The sequence below is a fragment of the Stenotrophomonas sp. BIGb0135 genome (assembly GCF_024810105.1).
Taxonomy (GTDB): domain Bacteria; phylum Pseudomonadota; class Gammaproteobacteria; order Xanthomonadales; family Xanthomonadaceae; genus Stenotrophomonas; species Stenotrophomonas maltophilia_AB.
The window spans coordinates 49,655-69,677 of sequence record NZ_JANUDX010000012.1 but is presented as its reverse complement, the minus strand read 5'-3'; the positions used below and the strand labels follow the sequence as shown (position 1 = coordinate 69,677).

The 20,023-nt window shown below is 67.6% G+C and carries 20 protein-coding genes; 14 read left to right on the top strand and 6 right to left on the bottom strand.

Going from position 1 to position 20,023, the window contains the following annotated elements; genetic code table 11:
- Nucleotides 1–3 precede the first annotated feature (3 nt).
- Genes M2421_RS18820 through hemC form a run of 3 tightly spaced genes read left to right on the top strand, consistent with a single transcriptional unit; the run spans nucleotide 4 to nucleotide 2,710 of the window.
- Nucleotides 4–1,050, top strand: a complete 1,047-nt coding sequence (locus tag M2421_RS18820) for a sensor histidine kinase (protein ID WP_259209728.1) — start codon at nucleotides 4–6, stop codon at nucleotides 1,048–1,050.
- Between the two features lie 10 nt (nucleotides 1,051–1,060).
- Nucleotides 1,061–1,789 carry a LytTR family DNA-binding domain-containing protein gene (locus M2421_RS18815; RefSeq protein ID WP_259209727.1) on the top strand — a complete coding sequence of 243 codons (729 nt, stop codon included), beginning with the start codon at nucleotides 1,061–1,063 and terminating at the stop codon, nucleotides 1,787–1,789.
- A 9-nt stretch (nucleotides 1,790–1,798) separates the two neighbouring features.
- Nucleotides 1,799–2,710 carry a hydroxymethylbilane synthase gene (gene hemC, locus M2421_RS18810; RefSeq protein WP_259209722.1) on the top strand — a complete coding sequence of 304 codons (912 nt, stop codon included), beginning with the start codon at nucleotides 1,799–1,801 and terminating at the stop codon, nucleotides 2,708–2,710.
- 230 nt (nucleotides 2,711–2,940) lie between these two features.
- On the opposite strand, the gene M2421_RS18805 is transcribed toward hemC, so the two are convergent.
- Entirely contained in the window at nucleotides 2,941–3,717 is a 777-nt protein-coding gene (locus M2421_RS18805) for a DUF481 domain-containing protein (RefSeq protein ID WP_259209720.1), read from the bottom strand.
- A 118-nt stretch (nucleotides 3,718–3,835) separates the two neighbouring features.
- Complete coding sequence (locus M2421_RS18800; RefSeq protein WP_259209718.1) at nucleotides 3,836–4,453, bottom strand: hypothetical protein; 618 nt, start codon at nucleotides 4,451–4,453, stop codon at nucleotides 3,836–3,838.
- A gap of 92 nt (nucleotides 4,454–4,545) precedes the next feature.
- Between M2421_RS18800 and M2421_RS18795 the strand changes: the two genes are divergently transcribed.
- Entirely contained in the window at nucleotides 4,546–5,511 is a 966-nt protein-coding gene (locus tag M2421_RS18795; RefSeq protein ID WP_259209716.1) for a YafY family protein, read from the top strand.
- Between the two features lie 122 nt (nucleotides 5,512–5,633).
- On the top strand, nucleotides 5,634–6,428 hold the full coding sequence (locus M2421_RS18790) for a MetQ/NlpA family ABC transporter substrate-binding protein (protein WP_259209711.1): 795 nt from the start codon (nucleotides 5,634–5,636) through the stop codon (nucleotides 6,426–6,428).
- Between the two features lie 430 nt (nucleotides 6,429–6,858).
- On the opposite strand, the gene glpK is transcribed toward M2421_RS18790, so the two are convergent.
- The 3 genes from glpK to M2421_RS18775 all read right to left on the bottom strand — a co-directional run bounded on the left by glpK (nucleotide 6,859) and on the right by M2421_RS18775 (nucleotide 10,681).
- The gene (gene glpK / locus M2421_RS18785; protein ID WP_259209708.1) at nucleotides 6,859–8,358 is read right to left on the bottom strand and encodes a glycerol kinase GlpK; all 1,500 of its coding nucleotides are present in this window, start codon (nucleotides 8,356–8,358) and stop codon (nucleotides 6,859–6,861) included.
- A gap of 38 nt (nucleotides 8,359–8,396) precedes the next feature.
- On the bottom strand, nucleotides 8,397–9,908 hold the full coding sequence (gene glpD, locus M2421_RS18780; RefSeq protein WP_259209705.1) for a glycerol-3-phosphate dehydrogenase: 1,512 nt from the start codon (nucleotides 9,906–9,908) through the stop codon (nucleotides 8,397–8,399).
- A gap of 140 nt (nucleotides 9,909–10,048) precedes the next feature.
- Complete coding sequence (locus M2421_RS18775) at nucleotides 10,049–10,681, bottom strand: OmpW family outer membrane protein (RefSeq protein WP_259209702.1); 633 nt, start codon at nucleotides 10,679–10,681, stop codon at nucleotides 10,049–10,051.
- A gap of 194 nt (nucleotides 10,682–10,875) precedes the next feature.
- Here M2421_RS18775 and M2421_RS18770 point away from each other — a divergent pair, with 194 nt between their 5' ends.
- The 4 genes from M2421_RS18770 (at nucleotide 10,876) to lpdA (ending at nucleotide 15,520) form a co-directional block, all read left to right on the top strand.
- Nucleotides 10,876–11,394, top strand: a complete 519-nt coding sequence (locus tag M2421_RS18770; RefSeq protein ID WP_259209700.1) for a DNA-deoxyinosine glycosylase — start codon at nucleotides 10,876–10,878, stop codon at nucleotides 11,392–11,394.
- A 207-nt stretch (nucleotides 11,395–11,601) separates the two neighbouring features.
- Nucleotides 11,602–13,005, top strand: coding sequence for a dihydrolipoyllysine-residue acetyltransferase (gene aceF, locus M2421_RS18765; RefSeq protein ID WP_259209698.1), 1,404 nt, complete (start codon nucleotides 11,602–11,604; stop codon nucleotides 13,003–13,005).
- Between the two features lie 23 nt (nucleotides 13,006–13,028).
- Entirely contained in the window at nucleotides 13,029–13,649 is a 621-nt protein-coding gene (locus tag M2421_RS18760) for a hypothetical protein (protein WP_259209840.1), read from the top strand.
- 17 nt (nucleotides 13,650–13,666) lie between these two features.
- A complete protein-coding gene (gene lpdA / locus M2421_RS18755; RefSeq protein WP_259209696.1) occupies nucleotides 13,667–15,520 on the top strand; it encodes a dihydrolipoyl dehydrogenase in 1,854 nt (617 codons plus the stop codon).
- A gap of 452 nt (nucleotides 15,521–15,972) precedes the next feature.
- Here lpdA and M2421_RS18750 read toward each other — a convergent pair whose 3' ends face one another.
- Nucleotides 15,973–16,791: a hypothetical protein gene (locus M2421_RS18750; protein ID WP_259209693.1), complete on the bottom strand. Its 819-nt coding sequence runs from the start codon at nucleotides 16,789–16,791 to the stop codon at nucleotides 15,973–15,975.
- 539 nt (nucleotides 16,792–17,330) lie between these two features.
- On the opposite strand from M2421_RS18750, the gene M2421_RS18745 reads away from it, so the two are divergent.
- The 5 genes from M2421_RS18745 to M2421_RS18725 all read left to right on the top strand — a co-directional run bounded on the left by M2421_RS18745 (nucleotide 17,331) and on the right by M2421_RS18725 (nucleotide 20,008).
- Nucleotides 17,331–17,699 carry a hypothetical protein gene (locus M2421_RS18745; protein WP_181394075.1) on the top strand — a complete coding sequence of 123 codons (369 nt, stop codon included), beginning with the start codon at nucleotides 17,331–17,333 and terminating at the stop codon, nucleotides 17,697–17,699.
- 31 nt (nucleotides 17,700–17,730) lie between these two features.
- Entirely contained in the window at nucleotides 17,731–18,525 is a 795-nt protein-coding gene (atpB, locus tag M2421_RS18740; RefSeq protein WP_259209692.1) for a F0F1 ATP synthase subunit A, read from the top strand.
- A 67-nt stretch (nucleotides 18,526–18,592) separates the two neighbouring features.
- Nucleotides 18,593–18,895 carry a F0F1 ATP synthase subunit C gene (gene atpE, locus M2421_RS18735; RefSeq protein ID WP_038686092.1) on the top strand — a complete coding sequence of 101 codons (303 nt, stop codon included), beginning with the start codon at nucleotides 18,593–18,595 and terminating at the stop codon, nucleotides 18,893–18,895.
- 111 nt (nucleotides 18,896–19,006) lie between these two features.
- A complete protein-coding gene (locus M2421_RS18730; protein ID WP_038686094.1) occupies nucleotides 19,007–19,477 on the top strand; it encodes a F0F1 ATP synthase subunit B in 471 nt (156 codons plus the stop codon).
- Nucleotides 19,478–19,480: 3 nt separating this feature from the next.
- Nucleotides 19,481–20,008 carry a F0F1 ATP synthase subunit delta gene (locus tag M2421_RS18725; RefSeq protein WP_259209683.1) on the top strand — a complete coding sequence of 176 codons (528 nt, stop codon included), beginning with the start codon at nucleotides 19,481–19,483 and terminating at the stop codon, nucleotides 20,006–20,008.
- The last annotated feature ends 15 nt before the right edge of the window (nucleotides 20,009–20,023 follow it).

Here is a 20,023-nt window from a genome sequence, read left to right as displayed (position 1 = left end):
GCCATGAACGACCCCCGCCAGCAACCCTGGTTGCCCGAGCTGTGCCGCCTGCCGCGGCTGGCGGCGATGCTCGGCCTGGCCGAGCTGGTGGTGGTCGTGGTCGCCCTGGCCCCGGACGGCAGCCGGCACTGGTCGATCTCCGATTTCTTCTCGGCCAGCGGCTTCGCGTTGTGGCTGGCGTTGGCGGTGACCATTTGCCTCTGCCTGGCGCGTGGCGCGTTGTCGCGCCTGCCCGAGCTGGCCGGCACCCTGCTGGCGGTGGCGATGACCGCGCTGATCGCTGCGCTCTGCGCCGGCGTGGTGCACGGCCTTTACGGGGTGCTGCAGGCCGACGGCTTCGCCAAACAGGTCGGGTTCTGGCGCTTCACCCTGGGCAGCGCCACCATGACCGCGTTGATCGTGGCGCTGGCGTTGCGCTACTTCTACGTCAGCGATCGCTGGACCGCGCAGACCGTGGCCAATGCGCGTGCCCAGGCAGATGCGCTGCAGGCGCGGATCCGGCCGCACTTCCTGTTCAACAGCATGAACCTCATCGCCAGCCTGGTACGCCGCGACCCGGTGGTGGCCGAGCGCGCGGTGCTGGACCTGTCCGACCTGTTCCGCGCCGCACTGGGCGCCGGCGAGGGCGATTCCACGCTCCGCGACGAGTGCGAACTGGCCGAGCGCTACCTGTCCATCGAATCGCTGCGCCTGGGCGAGCGCCTGCAGGTGCAGTGGCAACGCGAGGAACCGCTGCCGTGGGCGCTGCCGATGCCGCGCCTGGTGCTGCAGCCGCTGGTGGAAAACGCGGTGCTGCACGGCATCTCGCGGCTGCCCGGGGGCGGCACCATCGTCATCGCGCTGGCCTGCCAGGGCAACCAGCTGCATATCCGCGTGCACAACCCGGCGCCGGACCCGCAGGCGCGTGCCTTGCCGCTGGCACACGGGGCCGGCCACGCACAGCGCAGCATCGCCCATCGCCTGGCCTGGCGCTTCGGCCCGGCCGCGCGGATGACGGGGGCGTGGAGCGACGGCTACTATGCCTGCGACATCACCGTCCCGGTGCCGTGAGGAAACAGCCTTGAAGGTGGTCATTGCCGATGACGAGCCGCTCGCCCGCGAGCGCCTGCGCAGCCTGCTGGCCGAACTCGCCGGGGTCGAGGTGGTGGCCGAGGCCGAGAATGGCGAACAGGCGCTGCATGCCTGCGCCGAGCTGCAGCCGGACCTGGTCCTGCTGGACATCGCAATGCCGGGCCTGGACGGGCTGGAAGCGGCACGCCACCTGGCCACGTTCGACCCGCGCCCGGCGGTGGTGTTCTGCACCGCCTACGACGCGCACGCGTTGTCGGCCTTCGAGGCCGCCGCGATCGATTACCTGATGAAGCCGGTGCGCCCCGAACGCCTGGCCGCCGCGCTGGAACGCGCCCGCACCTTCCTGGCCGGCCGCAGCGGGCAGCCCAGCACGCCCAGCCAGCAGGCGCGCACCCTGCTGTGCGCGCGCCTGCGTGGCAGCCTGCGGCTGATCCCGATCGAAGACATCCACTACCTGCAGGCCGAAGAGAAGTACGTCGTCGTACACCACGCGCGCGGCGAGGACCTCCTCGAGGAATCGCTGAAGTCGCTGGAAGAGGAATTCGGCAACCGCTTCGTGCGCATCCACCGCAACTGCCTGGTCGCCCGCCACGAGCTGATCGAGCTGCGACGAAATGGCGCAGGCCAGGTCCAGGCCGTGCTGCGCCATGGCAAGGCGCCGCTGGAGGTGAGCCGGCGCTGCGTGGCCAGCATCAAGCAGGACCTCAAGCACCTGTAAAATGGCGGCATGACAACCCTGCGCATCGCCACCCGAAAGAGCCCGCTTGCCCTCTGGCAGAGCGAACACGTCGCCGACCGCCTGCGCCAGGCGCATCCGGGGCTGGAGGTGGTGCTGGTGCCGATGAGCACGCGCGGCGACGAGGTGCTGGACCGCTCGCTGGCCGCGATCGGCGGCAAGGGCCTGTTCCTGAAGGAGCTGGAGCTGGCGATGCTGCGGGGCGACGCCGACTGCGCGGTGCACTCGCTCAAGGACGTGCCGATGGAGCTTGACGCGCCGTTCGCGCTGCCGGCCATGCTGGCCCGGCACGATCCGGCCGATGGCTTCATCTCCAACCTTTACGCCTCACTGGACGCATTGCCGATCGGCGCGCGCGTGGGTACCTCCTCGCTGCGCCGCCAATCCCAGCTGCGCGCGCTGCGCCCGGACCTGGAGCTGCTGGACCTGCGCGGCAACGTCAACACCCGCCTGGCCAAGCTGGACAACGGCGGCTACGACGCGATCGTGCTGGCCGTGGCCGGGCTGGAGCGGTTGGGCCTGGGCGAGCGGATCGTGTCACGGCTGACCGCACCGGCCTGGCTGCCGGCACCGGCGCAGGGCGCGGTGACGGTGGAATGCAATGGCGAGGACGCGCAGGTGATGGCGCTGCTGGCAACGCTGGACGATCCCCGCACCCGCGCCTGCGTGGAGGCCGAGCGCGCGATGAACCGCGCGCTGCACGGCAGCTGCCATGTGCCGGTGGCGGGCCTGGCGCAGTGGGAGGGCGAGGATCTGTTCCTGCAGGGGCTGGTCGGCGGCGTGGCCGATGGCCGTACCGTGCGCGCCGAAGCGCGCGGGCCGGGCAGCGATCCGGACGCGCTGGGGCAGTTGGTGGCGCGTGGCTTGCTGGAGGGCGGCGCGGGCGAACTGCTCGCGGTGTGAGACGCCCCTGAGGGGGGTGCCGGCCGGCGGCCGGCAGTGCCTTGCCGCGCATGCTGCGGTGGGGCGACGCGACGTGGGCGCCGCGGTATCCGGTGTTTCCGCGCTCAGTCGAGCAACGGTGGCTCAGCTGAGCAATGGTCGCTCAGCCGACCAACGGTCGGCTCAACCGAGTCGCTCAGCCGACCAACGGTCGGCTCTACGGTGCCGGGGCGCGGGTGCGCCCACGGGCCTCACTTGAACTTGTACACCACGTTCATCGTGGTCAGGGTGTCGGTCTTGCGCTTGTCTTCGGCCACGTCGCTGTTGTAACGCGCCTGCCAGCCGGCCTTCAGCGCCAGGTGTTCGTTCATGCTCACCGACACGCCGAAGTCGTTCTGGCCGAAGGTGTTGTACGAGCCCGATTCCACCAGCAGGGTGTTGACCAGGTCGGTGTTGGGGGTAAGCGAATACTTCACGTCGAACAGGCCGCGGCCGATCAGGCCGGTACGGGTCGAGTCGTCTTCGGTGTTGTGCGTGCGGCGCACACCGGGGCCGATCTGCGCGTCCATGTAGAACTTGTCGCCCTCCACCAACCGGGTGCCGTAACCCAGACCGAACGAGCTCTGGCGGTCGTAGGTGGCAAAGTCATCGCGCTCGTAACGCACCGTGGCCGTGAGCTGGCGGTGCTCGCCCAGCTGCAGCGCGCTGCCGGCACTGCCGGTGTAGCGGTTGGCCGTGGTGTTGCTGCGCTTGGTGGTGGTGCCGTCGTCGTTGGTCTCGATGTAGTCCGAACGCGAGCGCAGGCCGAACAGGTCCATGCTGTGCACCCAGTCATCGTCGGTGTAGCGCAGCCGCAGCCGACCGTTCGCGCTTTCGGTACTGCTGTTGCCACGGGCCGAGGCGAAGCCGAGCTCACCACCACTGCCACTCCAGGGCGAGGTCATCGCGGCCGGGTCGGTGGTGTCCTGGGCGAAGGCCACCGGGGCGCACAGCAGCAGGGGAACAAGCAACGAGACGCGCAGGGACATCAACGGTTCTCCGGATCGAACGGTGGGGGAAATGCAACGGGGGATGATACTGGATGCATATGGCGGCGATTCCCGCCAGCGCGTGGCGCTTTAGCAGGGGTTCGGGCTACAGCCCTGTTCAGGGTAGCGCGATCTGCAGCGTCGGGTCATTGAACCGCGTGTAGCGCAGCGTGATCCGGAAGCGCTGGCCCTGGGTCTGGCCCTCGCGTTCGATCTGCGCCGGCAGGCCCTGCGCGTTGATCCAGTACAGCATGCCGTCCGGCGCGGCATTGGCATGGCGCACGCGATACTTGCGCGTGGCGACGCCGTCGATCGTATCGGCGCCCAGGTCGTCCACGGTCAGATCGGTTGCCGCCAGGTCGGCCGGCAACGGGCTGCGCCATTGCGCGAGCAGGCCGGGCGGGACCGGCACCTGACGCACTTCACCGGCACGCTGCAGGAAGAAGGTGTCGCCGATGATCAGTTGCGGGCCATCGTCGGTCTGCAGCCGGTAGCGGTCCGGGGCGACGAACTCCATCGTGGTGTCCACCGTACGCGGGCCCTGCATGCGCAGGCTGGCGTGGAAGCTGCGCAGCTGCCCGAAGCGCTGGCTGGCCGCAAGCACTGCCTGCACCGGGTCGGCTGCGGCCGGCACGCTCGGCGCGGCCGGCACGGCGGCCGGAGCGGCCGGATCGGGGCTGCCACCGCAGCCGGACAACAGCGCGGACAGGAGGAGGGCGGCGGGCAACAGGCGCATGACAGGGGGCAACGGCAGGAATCGGGCCTTCACGATAGCCGAAGATGCGGTCCGGGCCGCCACAACGGCGGCGACTCGGACATAATCGGGTCATGGACCGATATGAACGCATCAACGCCCTGCATCGTCTGCTGAAGTCCGCCCGCTATCCGGTGACGGTGGCGACCCTACAGGAAAAACTGGAGTGTTCCCGCGCCACCGTCTACCGCGACCTGGCCTTCCTGCGCGATGCGCTGATGGCGCCGGTGGAGGGCGACGGCGAGGCCGGCTTCCGCTACCAGGACGACGAGAGCGACCGCTTCGAACTGCCCGGGCTGTGGCTCAGCTCCGAAGAGCTGCATGCGCTGCTGGCCTCGCAGCATCTGCTGGCGCGGACCGGCGGCGGCGTGCTGTCCTCGGTGCTGGCGCCGCTGCAGCAGCGCATCGAAGGTCTGCTCGCGGCCCAGGCCGGGGTCTCCACCTGGCCGGTCGATCGGGTCCGGGTGATCCCGCACCGCGGCCGCAAGTTCGACGAAGCCAGCTTCCGTGCGGTGGCCTCGGCGGTGCTGGAGCGCAAGCAACTGGCCTTCGAGTACCGCGCCCGCTCCACCGATGAGGCGACCAAGCGCACGGTCTCGCCGCAGCGCATGACCCACTACCGCGACAACTGGTACCTCGACGCCTGGGACCACGGGCGCGAGGGCCTGCGCAGCTTCGCGGTGGACCGCATCTACAAGGCGCGGGTGGTGGACACCGTGGCCCGCGACGTGGACGACACCGAGCTGGACGAACAGCTGGGCGCCAGCTACGGCATCTTCTCCGGCCCGCCCAAGGGCTGGGCCACGATCGTGTTCAGTGCCAAGGCCGCGCGCTGGGTGGCCGACGAACACTGGCATTCCAAGCAGCAGGGGCGCTTCCTGGCCGATGGTCGCTACGAGTTGAAGGTGCCTTACAGCGTCTCGCGCGAGCTGCTGATGGACGTGCTGCACTACGGCTCGGATGCGGAGATCATCGAGCCGGTGATGCTGCGCGAACAGGCCAAGGCGCTGCTGGCGCTGGCGTTGACCAACTACGAGTAACGGCGGGGCGCGCGCTGGCCCGTGCGCCTGGCTCATGCCCGCCGGTCATATGGCCCCGGATACCGCAAGGACGGGGCGTACGGTATGGTTGGGCGCTATCGTTGCCCCGGATACCGCCCCCCATGAAGAAGATCCTGCTGCTCCCGCTGCTTGCCGCCGCGCTGGCCCTGGCCGCCTGCGGCAAGCCCAACGCCGATTCCCAGAAGCTGGTCGTGGCCGCCACGGCCGTGCCGCACGCCGAGATCCTGGCGGTGGTCAAGCCGCTGCTGCAGAAGGAAGGGCTCGAGCTGGACGTGCGCGTGTTCAACGACTACGTGCAGCCCAACGACCAGCTGGTGCAGAAGCAGGTGGACGTGAACTATTTCCAGACCGAGCCGTACCTGGACGCCTACAACCGCGACCGCAAGACCGACCTCGTCAAGGTCATCGGCGTGCACATCGAACCCTTCGGCGCGTACTCGCGCCGCTTCAAGTCGCTCGATGAGCTCCCGGTCGGCGCCGACGTGGTGATCCCCAACGACCCCAGCAACAACAGCCGCGCGCTGATCCTGCTGCACAAGGCCGGCGTGATCACGCTGAAGGACCCGAGCAACGCCCTGGCCACCCAGCGCGACATCATCGCCAACCCCAAGCAGCTCAAGTTCCGCGAGCTGGATTCGGCGATGCTGCCGCGTGTGCTCGACCAGGTCGACCTGGCCCTGATCAACACCAACTACGCGCTGGATGCCGGGCTCAACCCGACCCAGGACGCGCTGGCGATCGAAAGCAAGGATTCGCCGTACGTGAACTTCCTGGTGGCGCGCCCGGACAACAAGGACGATGCTCGCGTGCAGAAGCTGGCCAAGGCCCTGACCGGCCCGGAAGTGAAGGCCTTCATCGCCGAGAAGTACAAGGGCGCGGTGCTGCCGGCGTTCTGATCGGCACCCCGATCCTCACAGCGACGCCAACCGCCGCAACCGACGCGCATCCACGCCCTGCGTGGATGCTGCAATCCGATGTAGATCCACGCCATGCGTGGATGCTGCAATCCGGCGTAGATCCACGCCATGCGTGGATGCTGCAATCCGACGTAGATCCACGCCATGCGTGGATGCTGCAATCCGACGTAGATCCACGCCATGCGTGGATGCTGCAATCCGGCGTAGATCCACGCCATGCGTGGATGCTGCAATCCGGCGTAGATCCACGCCATGCGTGGATGCTGCAATCCGGCGTAGATCCACGCCCTGCGCGGATGCTGCAATCCGATGTAGATCCACGCCATGCGTGGATGCTGCAGTCCGACGTAGATCCACGCCATGCGTGGATGCGCTCCCCGCCCGGGATCCCTGGGCCGGGCCGCCCACGTCAGCTCACCCGGAACCCCATCGTCGCGTCCACCGCCTGCTGCCAGCCGGCATACAGCGCCTCGCGGCGGTCCACGGCCATCTGCGGCACGAAGCGCCGGTCCACCGCCCACTGCTCGGCGATCTCCGCGCGGCTGGACCAGAACCCGGTGGCCAGCCCGGCCAGGTAGGCCGCCCCCAGCGCGGTGGTTTCGGCCACCTGCGGGCGCAGCACCGGCACGCCCAGAATGTCGCTCTGGAACTGGGCCATGAAGTCGTTGCCGATCGCACCGCCATCGGCGCGCAGCTCTTTCAGCTCGATACCGGCATCGGCCTGCATCGCCGCCAGCACGTCGCGGGTCTGGTAAGCCATCGACTCCACCGCCGCGCGGATGAAGTGCTCCTTGGTGGTGCCGCGGGTCAGGCCGAACATCGCCCCGCGCACGTCGCTGCGCCAGTAAGGCGCCCCCAACCCGACGAAGGCCGGCACCAGGTAGACCCCGTCGGTGTCGGCCACGCGCTCGGCATAGGCCTGGCACTCGCTGGACGCGCCGAACATGCGCAACCCGTCGCGCAGCCACTGCACTACCGAGCCGGCGACGAAGATCGAGCCCTCCAGCGCGTACTCGACGGTGCCGTCGATGCCCCAGGCCAGGGTGGTGAGCAACCCGTTGCGCGAGGCCACCGCCTTGTCGCCGGTGTTCATCAGCATGAAACAGCCGGTGCCGTAGGTGTTCTTGGCCATGCCCGGCTCGAAGCAGGCCTGGCCGAACAGCGCGGCCTGCTGGTCGCCGGCGATGCCGGCGATCGGGATCTGCTGGTCGAAGAAGAACTGCGCCCGGGTGTGGGCATACACCTCGCTGGAACTGCGCACCTGCGGCAGCATCGCGCGCGGGATATCCAGCAGTCGCAGCAGCTCCTCGTCCCAGGCCAGCGTATGGATGTTGAACAGCAGCGTGCGCGCGGCATTGCTGTAGTCGGTGACGTGCGCGGCGCCGCCGCTGAGGTTCCATACCAGCCAGCTGTCGATCGTGCCGAACAGCAGCTCGCCGCGCTCGGCACGGGCCTGCGCGCCGTCCACGTGGTCGAGGATCCAGCGGATCTTGGTCGCGGAAAAATACGCGTCGATCAACAGGCCAGTGCGCGCACGGATGAGTGCCTCGTGGCCCTCGGCCTTGAGCCGCTCGCAGATGGCATGGCTCTGCCGCGACTGCCAGACGATCGCATTGTGGATCGGCTGGCCGGTGGCCTTGTCCCAGACCACGGTGGTCTCGCGCTGGTTGGTGATGCCGATCGCGGCGATCCGGCGTGGATCGACCTGCTCGCGGTTGAGCAGCTCGGTCAGGGTGGTATAGACGCTGGTGAGGATCTCGCGCGGGTCATGTTCGACCCAGCCCGGCTGCGGGAACACCTGGGCGAACTCGCGCTGCGCGCTGCCCAGCATGCGCCCGCCGCGGTCGAACAGGATCGCGCGGGAACTGGTCGTGCCCTGGTCGATGGCGAGCACGTACTGCTTGTCCATGCCTTGCTCCATGCAACGAATCGAAGGGATGCCGCAGCCTACGCGATCGCTGCCACGCGGTCCCGCAGGTACTGCGCCAGCGTATCGCGCTGGGCCGGGTCCAGGCGCAGCCCCAGGCGGGTGCGACGCCACAGCAGGTCCTCCGGCGTGCGCACCCACTCCTGCGCGACGAGGTAGTCCACCTCGCGCTGGTACAGCCCGGCGCCGAAATGCGTGCCCAGGTGCGTCGGCGTGCTGGCTGCGCCCAGCACGGCGCTCGCACGGGTGCCGTAACGGCGCGCCAGCGTTGCCAGCAGGGCAGGGGGCTGCTGCGGGTAGGCTGCCTGCAGGCGCTCCTGCACGTGCTGCGCATCGCCGCCGTCGCCGCCCGGCAGCACCGGCCCCGCGCCGGTCCAGGCCGGTTCGGTACGGCCCAGCAGTGGGCCGAGCTGGTCCACCGCTTCTTCCGCGAGGGTGCGGTACGTGGTCAGCTTGCCGCCCAGCACGCTCAGCAGCGGCGCCTGGGTGGCATCGAGCTGCAGGCGGTAGTCGCGGGTGACCTTGGCCGCGTCATGGTGGTGGTCGGCCAGCAGCGGGCGTACCCCGCTGTAGCGCCAGACAACGTCACCGGCGTGTACCGCCGTGCGCAGCCAGCGGTTGGCCGCCGCGCACAGATACTCCACTTCGTCGTCGCTGGCCCGTACCCGGGCGGGGTCACCGTCGTAGTCCACGTCGGTGGTGCCGATCAGGGTGAAGTCCTGCTCGAAGGGCAGCACGAACACGATCCGCTGGTCGGGCTGCTGCAGCAGGTAGGCGCTGTCGTGGGCATACAGGCGCGGCACCACGATGTGGCTGCCCTGGACCAGCCGCAGCCCGATCGGCGCATCCATGCCCGCACGCTCGAGCAGGTCGCCGGCCCAGGGGCCGGTGGCATTGATCACCGCGCGGGCGCGCAGGCGCACGATGCTGCCATCGGCGTCGCGCAGCACCGCCCACCAGTGATCGCGATGGCGGATCAGCTGTTCGCAGCGCGTGCGCACGCGGATCCGGGCGCCGCGCTCATGCGCGTCCAGCACATTGAGCAACACCAGGCGGGCATCGTCCACGCGCGCGTCGGCATAGCTGAAACCACGGCGGACGCCCGCGTGCAGCAGCGCCCCGCGTGGATCGCGGCGCAGGTCCAGGCGCTGCGAACGCGGGAAGGCCGGGTCGGCATGGCCGAGGTGGTCGTACAGCCAGAGGCCGGCGTGCAGCATCCAGCCCGGGCGCAGGTGCGCGGCCTGCGGCAGCACGAACTCGGTGGGCACCACCAGGTGCGGGGCCAGCCGCTGCAGCACGCTGCGCTCGCGCAGCGCCTTGCGGACCAGGCCGAATTGGCCGTACTGCAGGTAGCGCAGGCCGCCGTGGATCAGCTTGGTGCTGGCGCTGGACGTATGCGCGGCCAGGTCGTCCTGTTCGCACAGGCACACCGACCAGCCGCGCCCGGCAGCGTCCCGGGCGATGCCGGCGCCGTTGATGCCGCCGCCGATCACCAGCACGTCCAGCATCGGCTCCGTTCCGGCTGCTTCCATCCCCATTCCCGCTGATGCGATGCAGGCAGTATCGGCGGGCCCGGGGCAAGGCCGAATGAAAGCACGCGACCGGCACCGGGCCTGAAAACGACAACGGGCCCGCGAGGGGCCCGTTGGTACAGCAGTGACGCGGACGGCGCTTAGAAGCGGGCGCCGATGCCGAAGCCCACGGTCCACGGATCCAGCTTGGCCTTGTCGCCGGTCTTGTCGCCGTTGACGGTCAGCTCCGGACGCGAATGCATGTAACGGGCATCGGCGCGGGCGAACCAGGTGCTGTTGATGTTCATGTCCACGCCGACGGTGCCGATGGCGCCCTTGGCGGTCTTCAGGCCGATGTGGCCGATGTCGCTGGCCAGGTCTTCATTGCTGAAGTTGGACTCGTAGTAGCCGGCGCCCACGAACGGACGGAACACGTTGTCGGCCTGGCCGAAGTGGTACTGGCCGCTCAGCGCGATCGGCTGCTGCTCGACCGTGCCCAGGCGCGCGCCATCGGTGCCACGCACGCGGTGGTCGAACTTGTCCGCCGCGCCCCACAGCTCAACTGCCCAGTTGTCGTTGATGTAGTAGCTGAAGCTCAGGGTCGGGGCCGGGCCGCCGTCCACCTTGCGCACGCCGTCGAGCGGATCGTTCTTCGGCTGCAGCAGCGAGACGCCGCCAACCACGGCAAAATGCTTGCCCGAGGCGGTGTCGGTGGTGGAATCCTGCGCGAAAGCGGCCGGTGCGAAGGCCAGGGCAGTCAGGGTAGCCAGGGTCAGAGTGCGGATGGAGCGCATGGGGGAATCTCCTCAGAATTTTTTTTGTTCTTGACCCCGTTGGTTCCGGGGCGAGGCAAACGTAGTCCCCGCAACATGAATCGAATCCGACGCGCGTTAAAATTTGGTTTGTTCTGTTCAGCGAACAGCAGAAAATCCCTGCAAACATGCGCATTACGGCGTTTGCCGATGTTCATGCACCTGGTGGAGATGTGATGGAAGAAACAACCTGCATCGGGTTTCCCGCGCAGCTCACGCCGGGGTGTCGGGTGCTGGTCCTCGGCTCGATGCCCGGCCTGGCATCGCTGCAGGCCGCGCAGTATTACGCCCATCCACGCAATCGCTTCTGGCCGTTGATGCAGGCGTTGTGCGCGGTTGACGCCACGCTTCCCTACGCCGCGCGCATGCGCGCGTTGAACGCAGCGGGGGTCGGCGTGTGGGATGTGATCGGGCAATGCCGGCGGCGTGGCAGCCTGGATGCGGCGATCGTGCGCGGCAGTGAAGTGCCCAATGCACTGGATGCCGTGATCCCGACGCTGGCGCAGCTGCGTGCGGTGGCCTGCAACGGTAGTGCCGCCTACCAGGCGTTCCTGCGTTTCATCGTGCCCGCACTGCCGGCGCGTACCCCCGCACTGGCGATCTGGTCGCTGCCATCGACCAGCCCGGCCAACGCAGCCTGGCCGCTGCCCCGTCTGCAGGCGGCCTGGCAGCCGCTGGCCGATGCGCTCGCCTGAGCCGGCCAGGCACGCTGTGCCGCGGACAATACGGTACCGACTGGAAAATCCTGCTTTGCGCTGTACCAAGCGCAAGCCGGCCAAGCCAGGCCACTGCAACGGCTTGTCCCGGGACAGGCGCCGCAAAAAATCGCGCAGCCGGTTGGCGCTGCCGCCTCCTGCCCTACAATAGGCGATTCCCTACACCAGATTGCCGGAGTTATCCCCATGGCCGAAATCAAGGAAGCACGTGTCCCCGATATCGGTGACTACAGCGATATCCCGGTAATCGAGGTGCTGGTCGCCGTTGGAGACACCGTCAAGAAGGACCAGGGCCTGGTCACGCTGGAATCGGACAAGGCCACGATGGAAGTGCCGTCCTCGGTGGCTGGCGTGGTCAAGGAGATCAAGGTCAAGATCGGCGACAACCTGTCCGAGGGCAAGGTCGTGGCCCTGATCGAGGTCAGCGAAGGCGAGGCCCAGCCGGCCGCTGCCGCCGCACCGGCCCCGGCCGCCAAGAGCGAAGCGGCCGAGACCGCGACCAAGGTCGAGCCGGTCGCCGCCCCGGCCCAGCCGGACAAGCTGGCCGCCCGCGAGATCGAGCAGGCCGCGGCCAAGCCGACCCAGCCGGCCCCGGCCGCCGCTGCCCCGTCGGCCGGCGCGCCGAGCAGCCCGCCGGTGCAGTTCAACGCCGACAGCGTGCTGCCGCAGAAGGTTCCCTATGCCTCCCCGGCGGTGCGCGTGTTCGCCCGCGAGCTGGGCGTGGACCTCAACCAGCTCAGCGGCACCGAGAAGGGCGGCCGCATCACCAAGGGCGACGTGCAGAAGTTCGTCAAGTCGGCCCTGACCGGCGGTGGCGCCGCCACGGGCGGCAGCGTGGCCGCCGGTGGTGGCCTGAACCTGCTGGCCTGGCCGAAGGTGGACTTCAGCAAGTTCGGTGAGGTCGAGGTCCAGCCGCTGTCGCGGATCAAGAAGATCTCCGGCGCCAACCTGGCCCGCAACTGGGCCATGATCCCGCACGTCACCCAGTTCGAGCAGGCCGACATCACCGAGCTGGAGGCCCTGCGCGTGGCGCTCAACAAGGAAAACGAGAAGGCCGGCATCAAGCTGACCATGCTCGCCTTCCTGGTCAAGGCCAGCGCCGCGGCGCTGAAGAAGTTCCCGGAGTTCAACGCGTCGCTGGATGCCAGCGGCGAGAACCTCACCCTGAAGAAGTACTTCAACATCGGGTTCGCCGCCGATACGCCGAGCGGCCTGGTGGTCCCGGTGATCCGCGACGTCGACAAGAAGGGCGTGGTGCAGATCGCGCAGGAATCGGGCGAACTGGCCAAGAAGGCGCGCGACGGCAAGCTGGGCCCGGCCGACATGAGCGGCGGCTGCTTCTCGATCAGCTCGCTGGGCGGCATCGGCGGCACCGCGTTCACCCCGATCGTCAATGCACCGGAAGTGGCCATCCTGGGCGTGTCCAAGTCGTCGATCCAGCCGGTCTGGAACGGCAAGGAATTCGCCCCGAAGCTGATGCTGCCGCTGTCGCTGAGCTACGACCACCGCGTCATCGACGGCGCGCTGGCCGCACGCTTCACCACCTACCTCTCGCAGGTGCTGGCCGACATGCGGCGCGTCCTGCTGTGAGGCATGGCCTGGCATGGGCGCTGATGCTGGCGGTGCTGCCGGCGTCGCAGGCGGGCGCGGCGGAATGCGCGTCCGGCCTGGGACGGGGCTGGCCGCCGGCGGTGGGCAACTACGGCCAGGCGGTGGAGACCCTGTTCGAGGGCAAGGCGCAGCCGGCGTTGTCGCTGGTCACCCTGCCCAAGAGCGGGGTCGAGACCGGTGTGGCGCTGCTGCCGGGCACCCAGGAACAGGAATGGACGCTGCGTTACAGCCGTGCCGACAAGCGCGTCTACAACTGGAGCAGCAACGCCCGTGGCGGTGGCCTGGAACTGCGCGTGGCGCAGGAGCCGGACCAGTACCAGGTGAGCATTCCGGCCGCATTGGCGCAGCGCCTGCTGCGCAGCTGGCAGGCCGCACTCGATGCGGCCGTGCCGGCCGACCGCAAGGCCGCGGCGCTGGACGGTGAGGTGCTGTCCTTCCAGGTGGATGGGCAGCGTTTCAGCGGTCCGCGCCCGGAGTGCGGCAGCGGCAAGCTGATGATGAAACAGGTGGCGCTGCTGATCGAAGCCAGCGACACCAAGGAAAAGAAGCTCGACCGTCGCTGGAAAGATCTGGACGAGTCGCTCGACGAACTGCAGCAACTGCTCGCCGGCAAGGCCGGCTGAGCACCAGGAGAACAACGATGGCCGCAATTGAAATCAAGGTTCCCGACATCGGCGATTACAGCGGTGTACCGGTGATCGAACTGCTGGTTGCCGTGGGCGACACGGTGAAGAAGGACCAGGGTCTGGTCACGCTGGAATCGGACAAGGCAACGCTGGAAGTGCCGTCTTCGGCGGCTGGCGTGGTCAAGGAAATCAAGGTCAAGCTCGGCGACAACCTCTCCGAGGGCGACGTCGTGCTGGTGCTGGAGGCCGAAGGCGAGGGCGCTGCCCCGGCCCCGGCCCCGGCCGCGCCGGCCAAGGCCGAGGCACCCAAGGCCGAGGCACCCAAGGCCGAGGCACCCAAGGCCGAGGCCCCGGCCAGCAAGCCGCCGGTGACCCCGTCGCACCGCGCCCCGGCCGAACCGGCGGCGCCGCAGCCGGCGCTGTCGTCGGGCAAGCCGGCCGATATCGAGTGCAAGATGGTGGTGCTGGGCGCGGGCCCGGGCGGGTATACCGCCGCGTTCCGTTCGGCCGACCTGGGCGTGGACACCGTACTGGTGGAGCGTTATGCCAGCCTCGGCGGCGTCTGCCTCAACGTGGGCTGCATTCCGTCCAAGGCGCTGCTGCATGCAGCGGCGGTGATCGACGAAGTGGCCCACGCGGGCGATTTCGGCGTGGAATTCGGCACGCCGACCATCACCCTGGACAAGCTGCGCGGCTACAAGGACAAGGTGGTCACCCAGCTGACCAAGGGCCTGGCCGGCATGGCCAAGCAGCGCAAGGTGCGCACGGTGCAGGGCCTGGCCACGTTCGTGTCGGCCAATGAGCTGGAGATCGTCGGCGACGACGGCAAGACCCAGCTGCTGCGCTTCGAGCAGTGCATCATCGCCGCCGGTTCGCAGGCGGTGAAGCTGCCGAACTTCCCGTGGGACGACAAGCGGGTGATGGATTCCACCGATGCGCTGGAACTGGCGGACGTGCCGGGGTCGCTGCTGGTGGTGGGCGGCGGCATCATCGGGCTGGAAATGGCCACGGTGTATGCGGCCCTGGGCAGCAAGGTGACCGTGGTCGAGTTCATGGACCAGCTGATGCCGGGCGCCGACAAGGACCTGGTCAAGCCGCTGGCCGACCGCCTGAAGAAGCAGGGCGTGGAGGTCCACCTGAAGACCAAGGCGTCGGGCGTGAGCGCCGATGCCAAGGGCATCACGGTGACGTTCGAGGCCGCTGCCGAAGGCGAGGCGCCGGCACTGGCGCAGGGCACCTTCGACCGCGTGCTGGTGGCCGTGGGCCGCTCGCCGAACGGCAAGAAGATCGCTGCCGAGAAGGCCGGCGTGCAGGTCACCGAGCGTGGCTTCATTCCGGTGGACCGGCAGATGCGCACCAACGTGCCGCACATCTTTGCCATCGGCGATATCGTCGGCAACCCGATGCTGGCCCACAAGGCCACGCACGAAGGCAAGCTGGCCGCGGAAGTGGCCTCGGGCGAGAAGAAGGAGTGGGTGGCGCGGGTGATTCCGTCGGTGGCCTACACCAACCCGGAAATCGCGTGGGTGGGCGTGACCGAGACCGAGGCCAAGGCCAAGGGGCTCAAGGTGGGCGTGGCGAAATTCCCGTGGGCGGCCAGCGGCCGCGCGATCGGCATCGGTCGTACCGAGGGCTTCACCAAGCTGATCTTCGATGAAGAAACCCACCGCATCATCGGTGGCGCCATCGTCGGCGTGCACGCCGGCGACCTGCTGGCCGAGATCGGGCTGGCGATCGAGATGGGCGCCGAAGCCGAAGACATCGGCCACACCATCCACGCCCACCCGACGCTGAGCGAATCGGTGGCGATGGCGGCGGAAATCTACGACGGCACCATCACCGATCTGTACATGCCGAAGAAGAAGTAAGCCGCCCGCAAGGCAATGGCACCGCATCAACAAAAAACCCGGCGAACGCCGGGTTTTTTGTGCGCGGCGGGCAAGGCGCGGTACCCACATCAGCGGTCAACGCACGCCAACGCCAGGCACCACTACATCAAGTCCGCCCGCCGCCCGCAGCGCTCGTCGCTCCCCCAACCGCACCCCCGATGATCCCTCCAGAGGGTACCGGGCAGCCCGGCCCGGGACCGTCAAGCGGCATGGATGCCGCTTGTCGAGCCCCCATGGAGGGGTTCACGGCGTGTCCCGGGCCGGGCTGCCCGGTACCCTCCGGCGACACCCGCAAGGCGCCAGGCAGTTGCCTTCGCCCTTGCCTTCGCCCTCAAGCCCACGCACCCAATCACCAAAAAACAAACACGCAAAGAAAAACGCGACAACAGGTCACCCTGTTGCCGCGCTCGGAGAGAGACGCTTGAACCGACTTAGAAGACGAAGCTCACACCGGCCACCGGGCCCTTGAACTCCTGCTTCAGACCGATCGTGCCGTCGCTGCCGGTCTGGTCCACGTCCAGCTTGAACCAGTCGTAGCCGGCGAACAGGCCGAAGTTCTTGGTCAGGCGGTAGTCCACGATCGCGTTGGCGCGGGTCAGGTCGCCGTCGTAGTCGTCGAAGTTGCCCCACTTGGTGTTCAGGTACTGGCCCTGCAAGGTGATCATCCACTTCTCGGACGGGTTGAAGCTCATGCGTGCGCCAACCACCGGCGCCACGCCGTCGGCCTTCTCGTCCAGGAAGCGACCCTGGTACAGGTCACCCACGTCCGCATAGGCCTTCGTGCTCACCTTCGCGTACTCGGCACCCAGCTGCAGGCCAAGGTCGAAGGTATCGGTGTCCACCACCGAGTAGTCGTACACCAGGCTGGCCACCTGGTACTTCAGCTCGCCCTTGATGAAGCTGCCGGCCGGCACCGACACATCGCCGAAGCTCACGCCGTCATCCAGCGTCTCGCGGCGGTCCTTGTCGTACTTGAAGTAGTTGAACAGCAGGCGCTGGCGGTCGCTGATGCGGAACATGCCGTCGACACGCGGCTCCCATTCCTTGCCGCCCAGCTTGAAGTCCTCGGAGAAGCCCACGTCCTGGCCAGCGACGTTGGTGTTGCCGCGGATCGTGTTGTCCGAATCGATGTTCATCGCGCCCAGGCGCAGCGCGAAGCGATCATCGCCCTCGGCGGCACTGGCGGTGTTGGCATGGGTCAGCGCGGCCATGGCCAGCGGCAGGGCGAGGAGGGGGAGCATCAGGCGCATCGGTGTGTGTCCTTGCAGTGGTTCATTGATGTGCCGACACTCTGCCCAGCGCCGCGTCCACCATTCGTGAACGTATGGTGGAGGATGTGTGTACCGTTCATGCGCAAAGGTGCGCCGCCGATCACATTCTGTGTCCGCCGGCTGGCCTGGCCCACGTTATTGGGCAGTCGTGCCGCGGGGCAGTGAAGGCCGCAGCAGGGCCGCGAAAAAAGTGGCCCCGGAGAGAGCTCGGGGCCACTTTGTGGTGCAGACCTGCCTTCGGGGCGTCGACGAGGATCGAAAAGTGCAGGTCGATGGGTCTGACCGGACGCTGCGACCAAAGTTCAATATGTTGCGTTGCAGCAGGCGGAGAGCCTGACAGGCCGGGATTGGCCCGGAGGTGGACCGCAAAATCTGTGGCGATGCAGCAACTTGCGGCCATCCGGGATGAACAGGGGGCGGTTGTCTCGCAAATTGTCCCGTTGCTATAATTTGGCGGCTCGACGGGGCGCTAGCTTGCGACCCCGGCCTTTCTACTCAAGAACATGCAGGACATACGTGTGCTGAACTCCGTTGATTCGGGTCGGCGACTGATGCTGCGCGCAGCGGTTTACCCGCTGGCTGCAGTGGCTGTCCTGGCCTTGGCCTTCCTGCTCCTGGCGGGCACGATGTACGCCCTGGGGGCGCTGGCATCGGGTGTGGCGGTTTCAGCCGGTGGTTGGGTTGCCGCGCGCATGGCCCTCGGGGGCGGTGTGCAGGCTGCGGGATCGGCGATGACCCGCCTGATCCTGGCAGTAGTGGCAAAGTGGGTGCTCGTATTCGGCGTCCTGATGGTGGGGTTCCTGGTCTTCAAGCTGCCTGCATTGGCGCTGCTGGCCGGTATCGCCGTCGGGTTGATGTTCCAGGTCCTGGCTCTGGCCAGGCGCTGATCCATTTTATTTAACTCAAGGTTCCGGACACATGGCAGGCGAGGCGCTGACACCCACCTCCTACATCCAACATCACCTGCACAACCTGACGTTCCATATGCAGGAAGGTGGTTTCTGGGCGATCCACGTCGACACCATCGTGACTTCGGTCCTGATGGGCCTGTTGATGGTGTTCGGCTTCTGGATGGCGACCCGCAAAGCGACCGCGGGCGTCCCGGGCAAGTGGCAGGCGTTCGTGGAGATCTGCCTGGAGTTCGTTGACCGCCAGGCCAAGGACACCTACCACGGCACCAGCAAGCTGGTGACCCCGATCGCGATCACGATCTTCTTCTGGATCCTCCTGATGAACCTCATCAAGATGATCCCGGCCGACTTCATCGCCATGCCGCTCGAACTGCTCGGCGTGCCGTACTGGAAGCCGGTCCCCACCGCCGACGTCAATGCCACCCTGGGCATGTCGATCAGCGTGTTCTTCCTGATGCTGTTCTTCGCACTGCGCGCCAAGGGCCTGGGTGGCTTCACCAAGGAGTTCCTGACCGCACCGTTCGGCAAGTTCATGATGCCGTTCAACCTGATCCTCAACATCGTCGAGTGGCTCAGCAAGCCGATCTCGCTGGCGATGCGACTGTTCGGCAACATGTTCGGCGGCGAAATCGTCTTCCTGCTGATCTGGGTGCTCGGCAGCGCGGGTATTGCCGGCGCCATCGCAGGCGGTGCATTCGGCCTGGGCTGGATGCTGTTCCATCTGCTGGTGATTCCGCTGCAGGCCTTCATCTTCATGATGTTGTCCATCGTGTACCTGAGCCTGTCGGAAGACGCTCACTGAGTTTTCGCTTCACCCTTCATCCGTTTGTTTCTAAACCCTTAGCTATTCAAAGTTCCAGGAGAAAACCATGTACCTCGCCGTCCTGACCAACCTCGCCCAAGTCCAGAGCTCCACCGTCCTCGCCGTCGGCATCATGATCGGCCTGGCCGCGCTGGGTGCCGGTCTTGGTCTGGCCATCATGTCCGGTAAGTTCCTGGAATCGGCTGCCCGCCAGCCGGAACTGATTCCGGTCCTGCAGGTCCGCATGTTCATCACCGCCGGCCTGATCGACGCCGCGTTCATCATCTCGGTCGCCGTCGGCCTGCTGCTGGCCTTCGCCAACCCGACCATCGGCGAGTTCGTTGCACGCCTGCCGGCTGTTGCTGGCTGATCCAGCAACAGCGAAACGATCAGGCGCCCCGTGCGCCTGATCGCGGATGAAGGATCGGATGCGCCGCCACGGCGGCCCATCCACCCCGTCACCCCCGATTGAGCGAACCCCATGGATATCGGTTTTACCCTCGTTGCCCAGGCACTGGCTTTCGCCGGTCTGATCTGGATCATCGCGACCAAGATCTGGCCGCCGTTGATGAATGCCATCGAAGAGCGCCAGCAGAAGATCGCTGAAGGCCTCGCCGCTGCCGACCGCAGCCAGAAGGATCTGGCCCAGGCGCAGGAAAAGGTCAACGAAGCACTGAAGGATGCACGCGGCAAGGCCAACGAGATCATCGACCAGGCCCACGCGCGCGCCAATCAGATCGTTGAAGCCGCCAAGAATGAAGCCATCGCCGAAGCGAACCGCCAGAAAGACCTGGCCCACGCCGAAATCGAGGCTGCCGCCAACCGTGCCCGTGAAGACCTGCGCAAGCAGGTGTCCGCCCTGGCCGTGAGCGGTGCCGAAAAGCTGCTCAAGCGCGAAATCGATGCCAACGCCCACAAGGCGCTGCTCGACGAGCTGGCATCGGAGATCTGATCGATGAGCCAGGCCCTCACGCTTGCACGCCCGTATGCCCGCGCCGCGTTCGCGACCGCGCGCGACGAAGGCACGTTCGCGCCGTGGTCGGACGCGCTTGCGTTCTCCGCCCACGTAGCCGCCGACCCGCGCGTGGCGGCCTTGCTGTCGAACCCGGAACTGGAGCGCGGCGATGCCGTCGCGCTGCTGGCCCCGGAATCGTCCAGCGAGACCTTCGGTCGCTTCCTGGCCCTGCTGGCCGACGCGCACCGTCTGCCGCTGCTGCCGGAAATCGCCGGCATGTACGCCCAGCTGCGCGCTGAAGCCGAACACGTGGTCAAGGCCACGGTCACCTCGGCAACCGAACTGTCCGCATCCGAGCTGGACGCCATCAAGGCCGCGCTGCGCAAGCGCTTCGGCTGCGAGGTGGACGTGACGACCGCGGTCGACGCATCGCTGATCGGCGGCGCCGTGATCGACGCCGGCGATGTGGTCATCGATGGCTCGCTCAAGGGCAAGCTGTCGCGCCTGCAGACCGCGCTCGCTAACTGAATTCATTTAACGTCC

Bases quoted from the DNA above. Each gene is read 5' to 3' on its own strand.
- M2421_RS18730 (WP_038686094.1), top strand. From the start codon at position 19,007: ATGGATATCGGTTTTACCCTCGTTGCCCAGGCACTGGCTTTCGCCGGT.
- M2421_RS18725 (WP_259209683.1), top strand. From the start codon at position 19,481: ATGAGCCAGGCCCTCACGCTTGCACGCCCGTATGCCCGCGCCGCGTTC.
- M2421_RS18790 (WP_259209711.1), top strand. From the start codon at position 5,634: ATGAAGAAGATCCTGCTGCTCCCGCTGCTTGCCGCCGCGCTGGCCCTG.
- glpK (WP_259209708.1), bottom strand. From the start codon at position 8,358: ATGGACAAGCAGTACGTGCTCGCCATCGACCAGGGCACGACCAGTTCC.
- M2421_RS18775 (WP_259209702.1), bottom strand. From the start codon at position 10,681: ATGCGCTCCATCCGCACTCTGACCCTGGCTACCCTGACTGCCCTGGCC.
- M2421_RS18795 (WP_259209716.1), top strand. From the start codon at position 4,546: ATGGACCGATATGAACGCATCAACGCCCTGCATCGTCTGCTGAAGTCC.
- hemC (WP_259209722.1), top strand. From the start codon at position 1,799: ATGACAACCCTGCGCATCGCCACCCGAAAGAGCCCGCTTGCCCTCTGG.
- aceF (WP_259209698.1), top strand. From the start codon at position 11,602: ATGGCCGAAATCAAGGAAGCACGTGTCCCCGATATCGGTGACTACAGC.
- M2421_RS18750 (WP_259209693.1), bottom strand. From the start codon at position 16,791: ATGCGCCTGATGCTCCCCCTCCTCGCCCTGCCGCTGGCCATGGCCGCG.
- M2421_RS18770 (WP_259209700.1), top strand. From the start codon at position 10,876: ATGGAAGAAACAACCTGCATCGGGTTTCCCGCGCAGCTCACGCCGGGG.
- M2421_RS18800 (WP_259209718.1), bottom strand. From the start codon at position 4,453: ATGCGCCTGTTGCCCGCCGCCCTCCTCCTGTCCGCGCTGTTGTCCGGC.
- glpD (WP_259209705.1), bottom strand. From the start codon at position 9,908: ATGGAAGCAGCCGGAACGGAGCCGATGCTGGACGTGCTGGTGATCGGC.
- M2421_RS18820 (WP_259209728.1), top strand. From the start codon at position 4: ATGAACGACCCCCGCCAGCAACCCTGGTTGCCCGAGCTGTGCCGCCTG.
- atpE (WP_038686092.1), top strand. From the start codon at position 18,593: ATGTACCTCGCCGTCCTGACCAACCTCGCCCAAGTCCAGAGCTCCACC.
- lpdA (WP_259209696.1), top strand. From the start codon at position 13,667: ATGGCCGCAATTGAAATCAAGGTTCCCGACATCGGCGATTACAGCGGT.
- M2421_RS18805 (WP_259209720.1), bottom strand. From the start codon at position 3,717: ATGTCCCTGCGCGTCTCGTTGCTTGTTCCCCTGCTGCTGTGCGCCCCG.
- atpB (WP_259209692.1), top strand. From the start codon at position 17,731: ATGGCAGGCGAGGCGCTGACACCCACCTCCTACATCCAACATCACCTG.
- M2421_RS18760 (WP_259209840.1), top strand. From the start codon at position 13,029: ATGCTGGCGGTGCTGCCGGCGTCGCAGGCGGGCGCGGCGGAATGCGCG.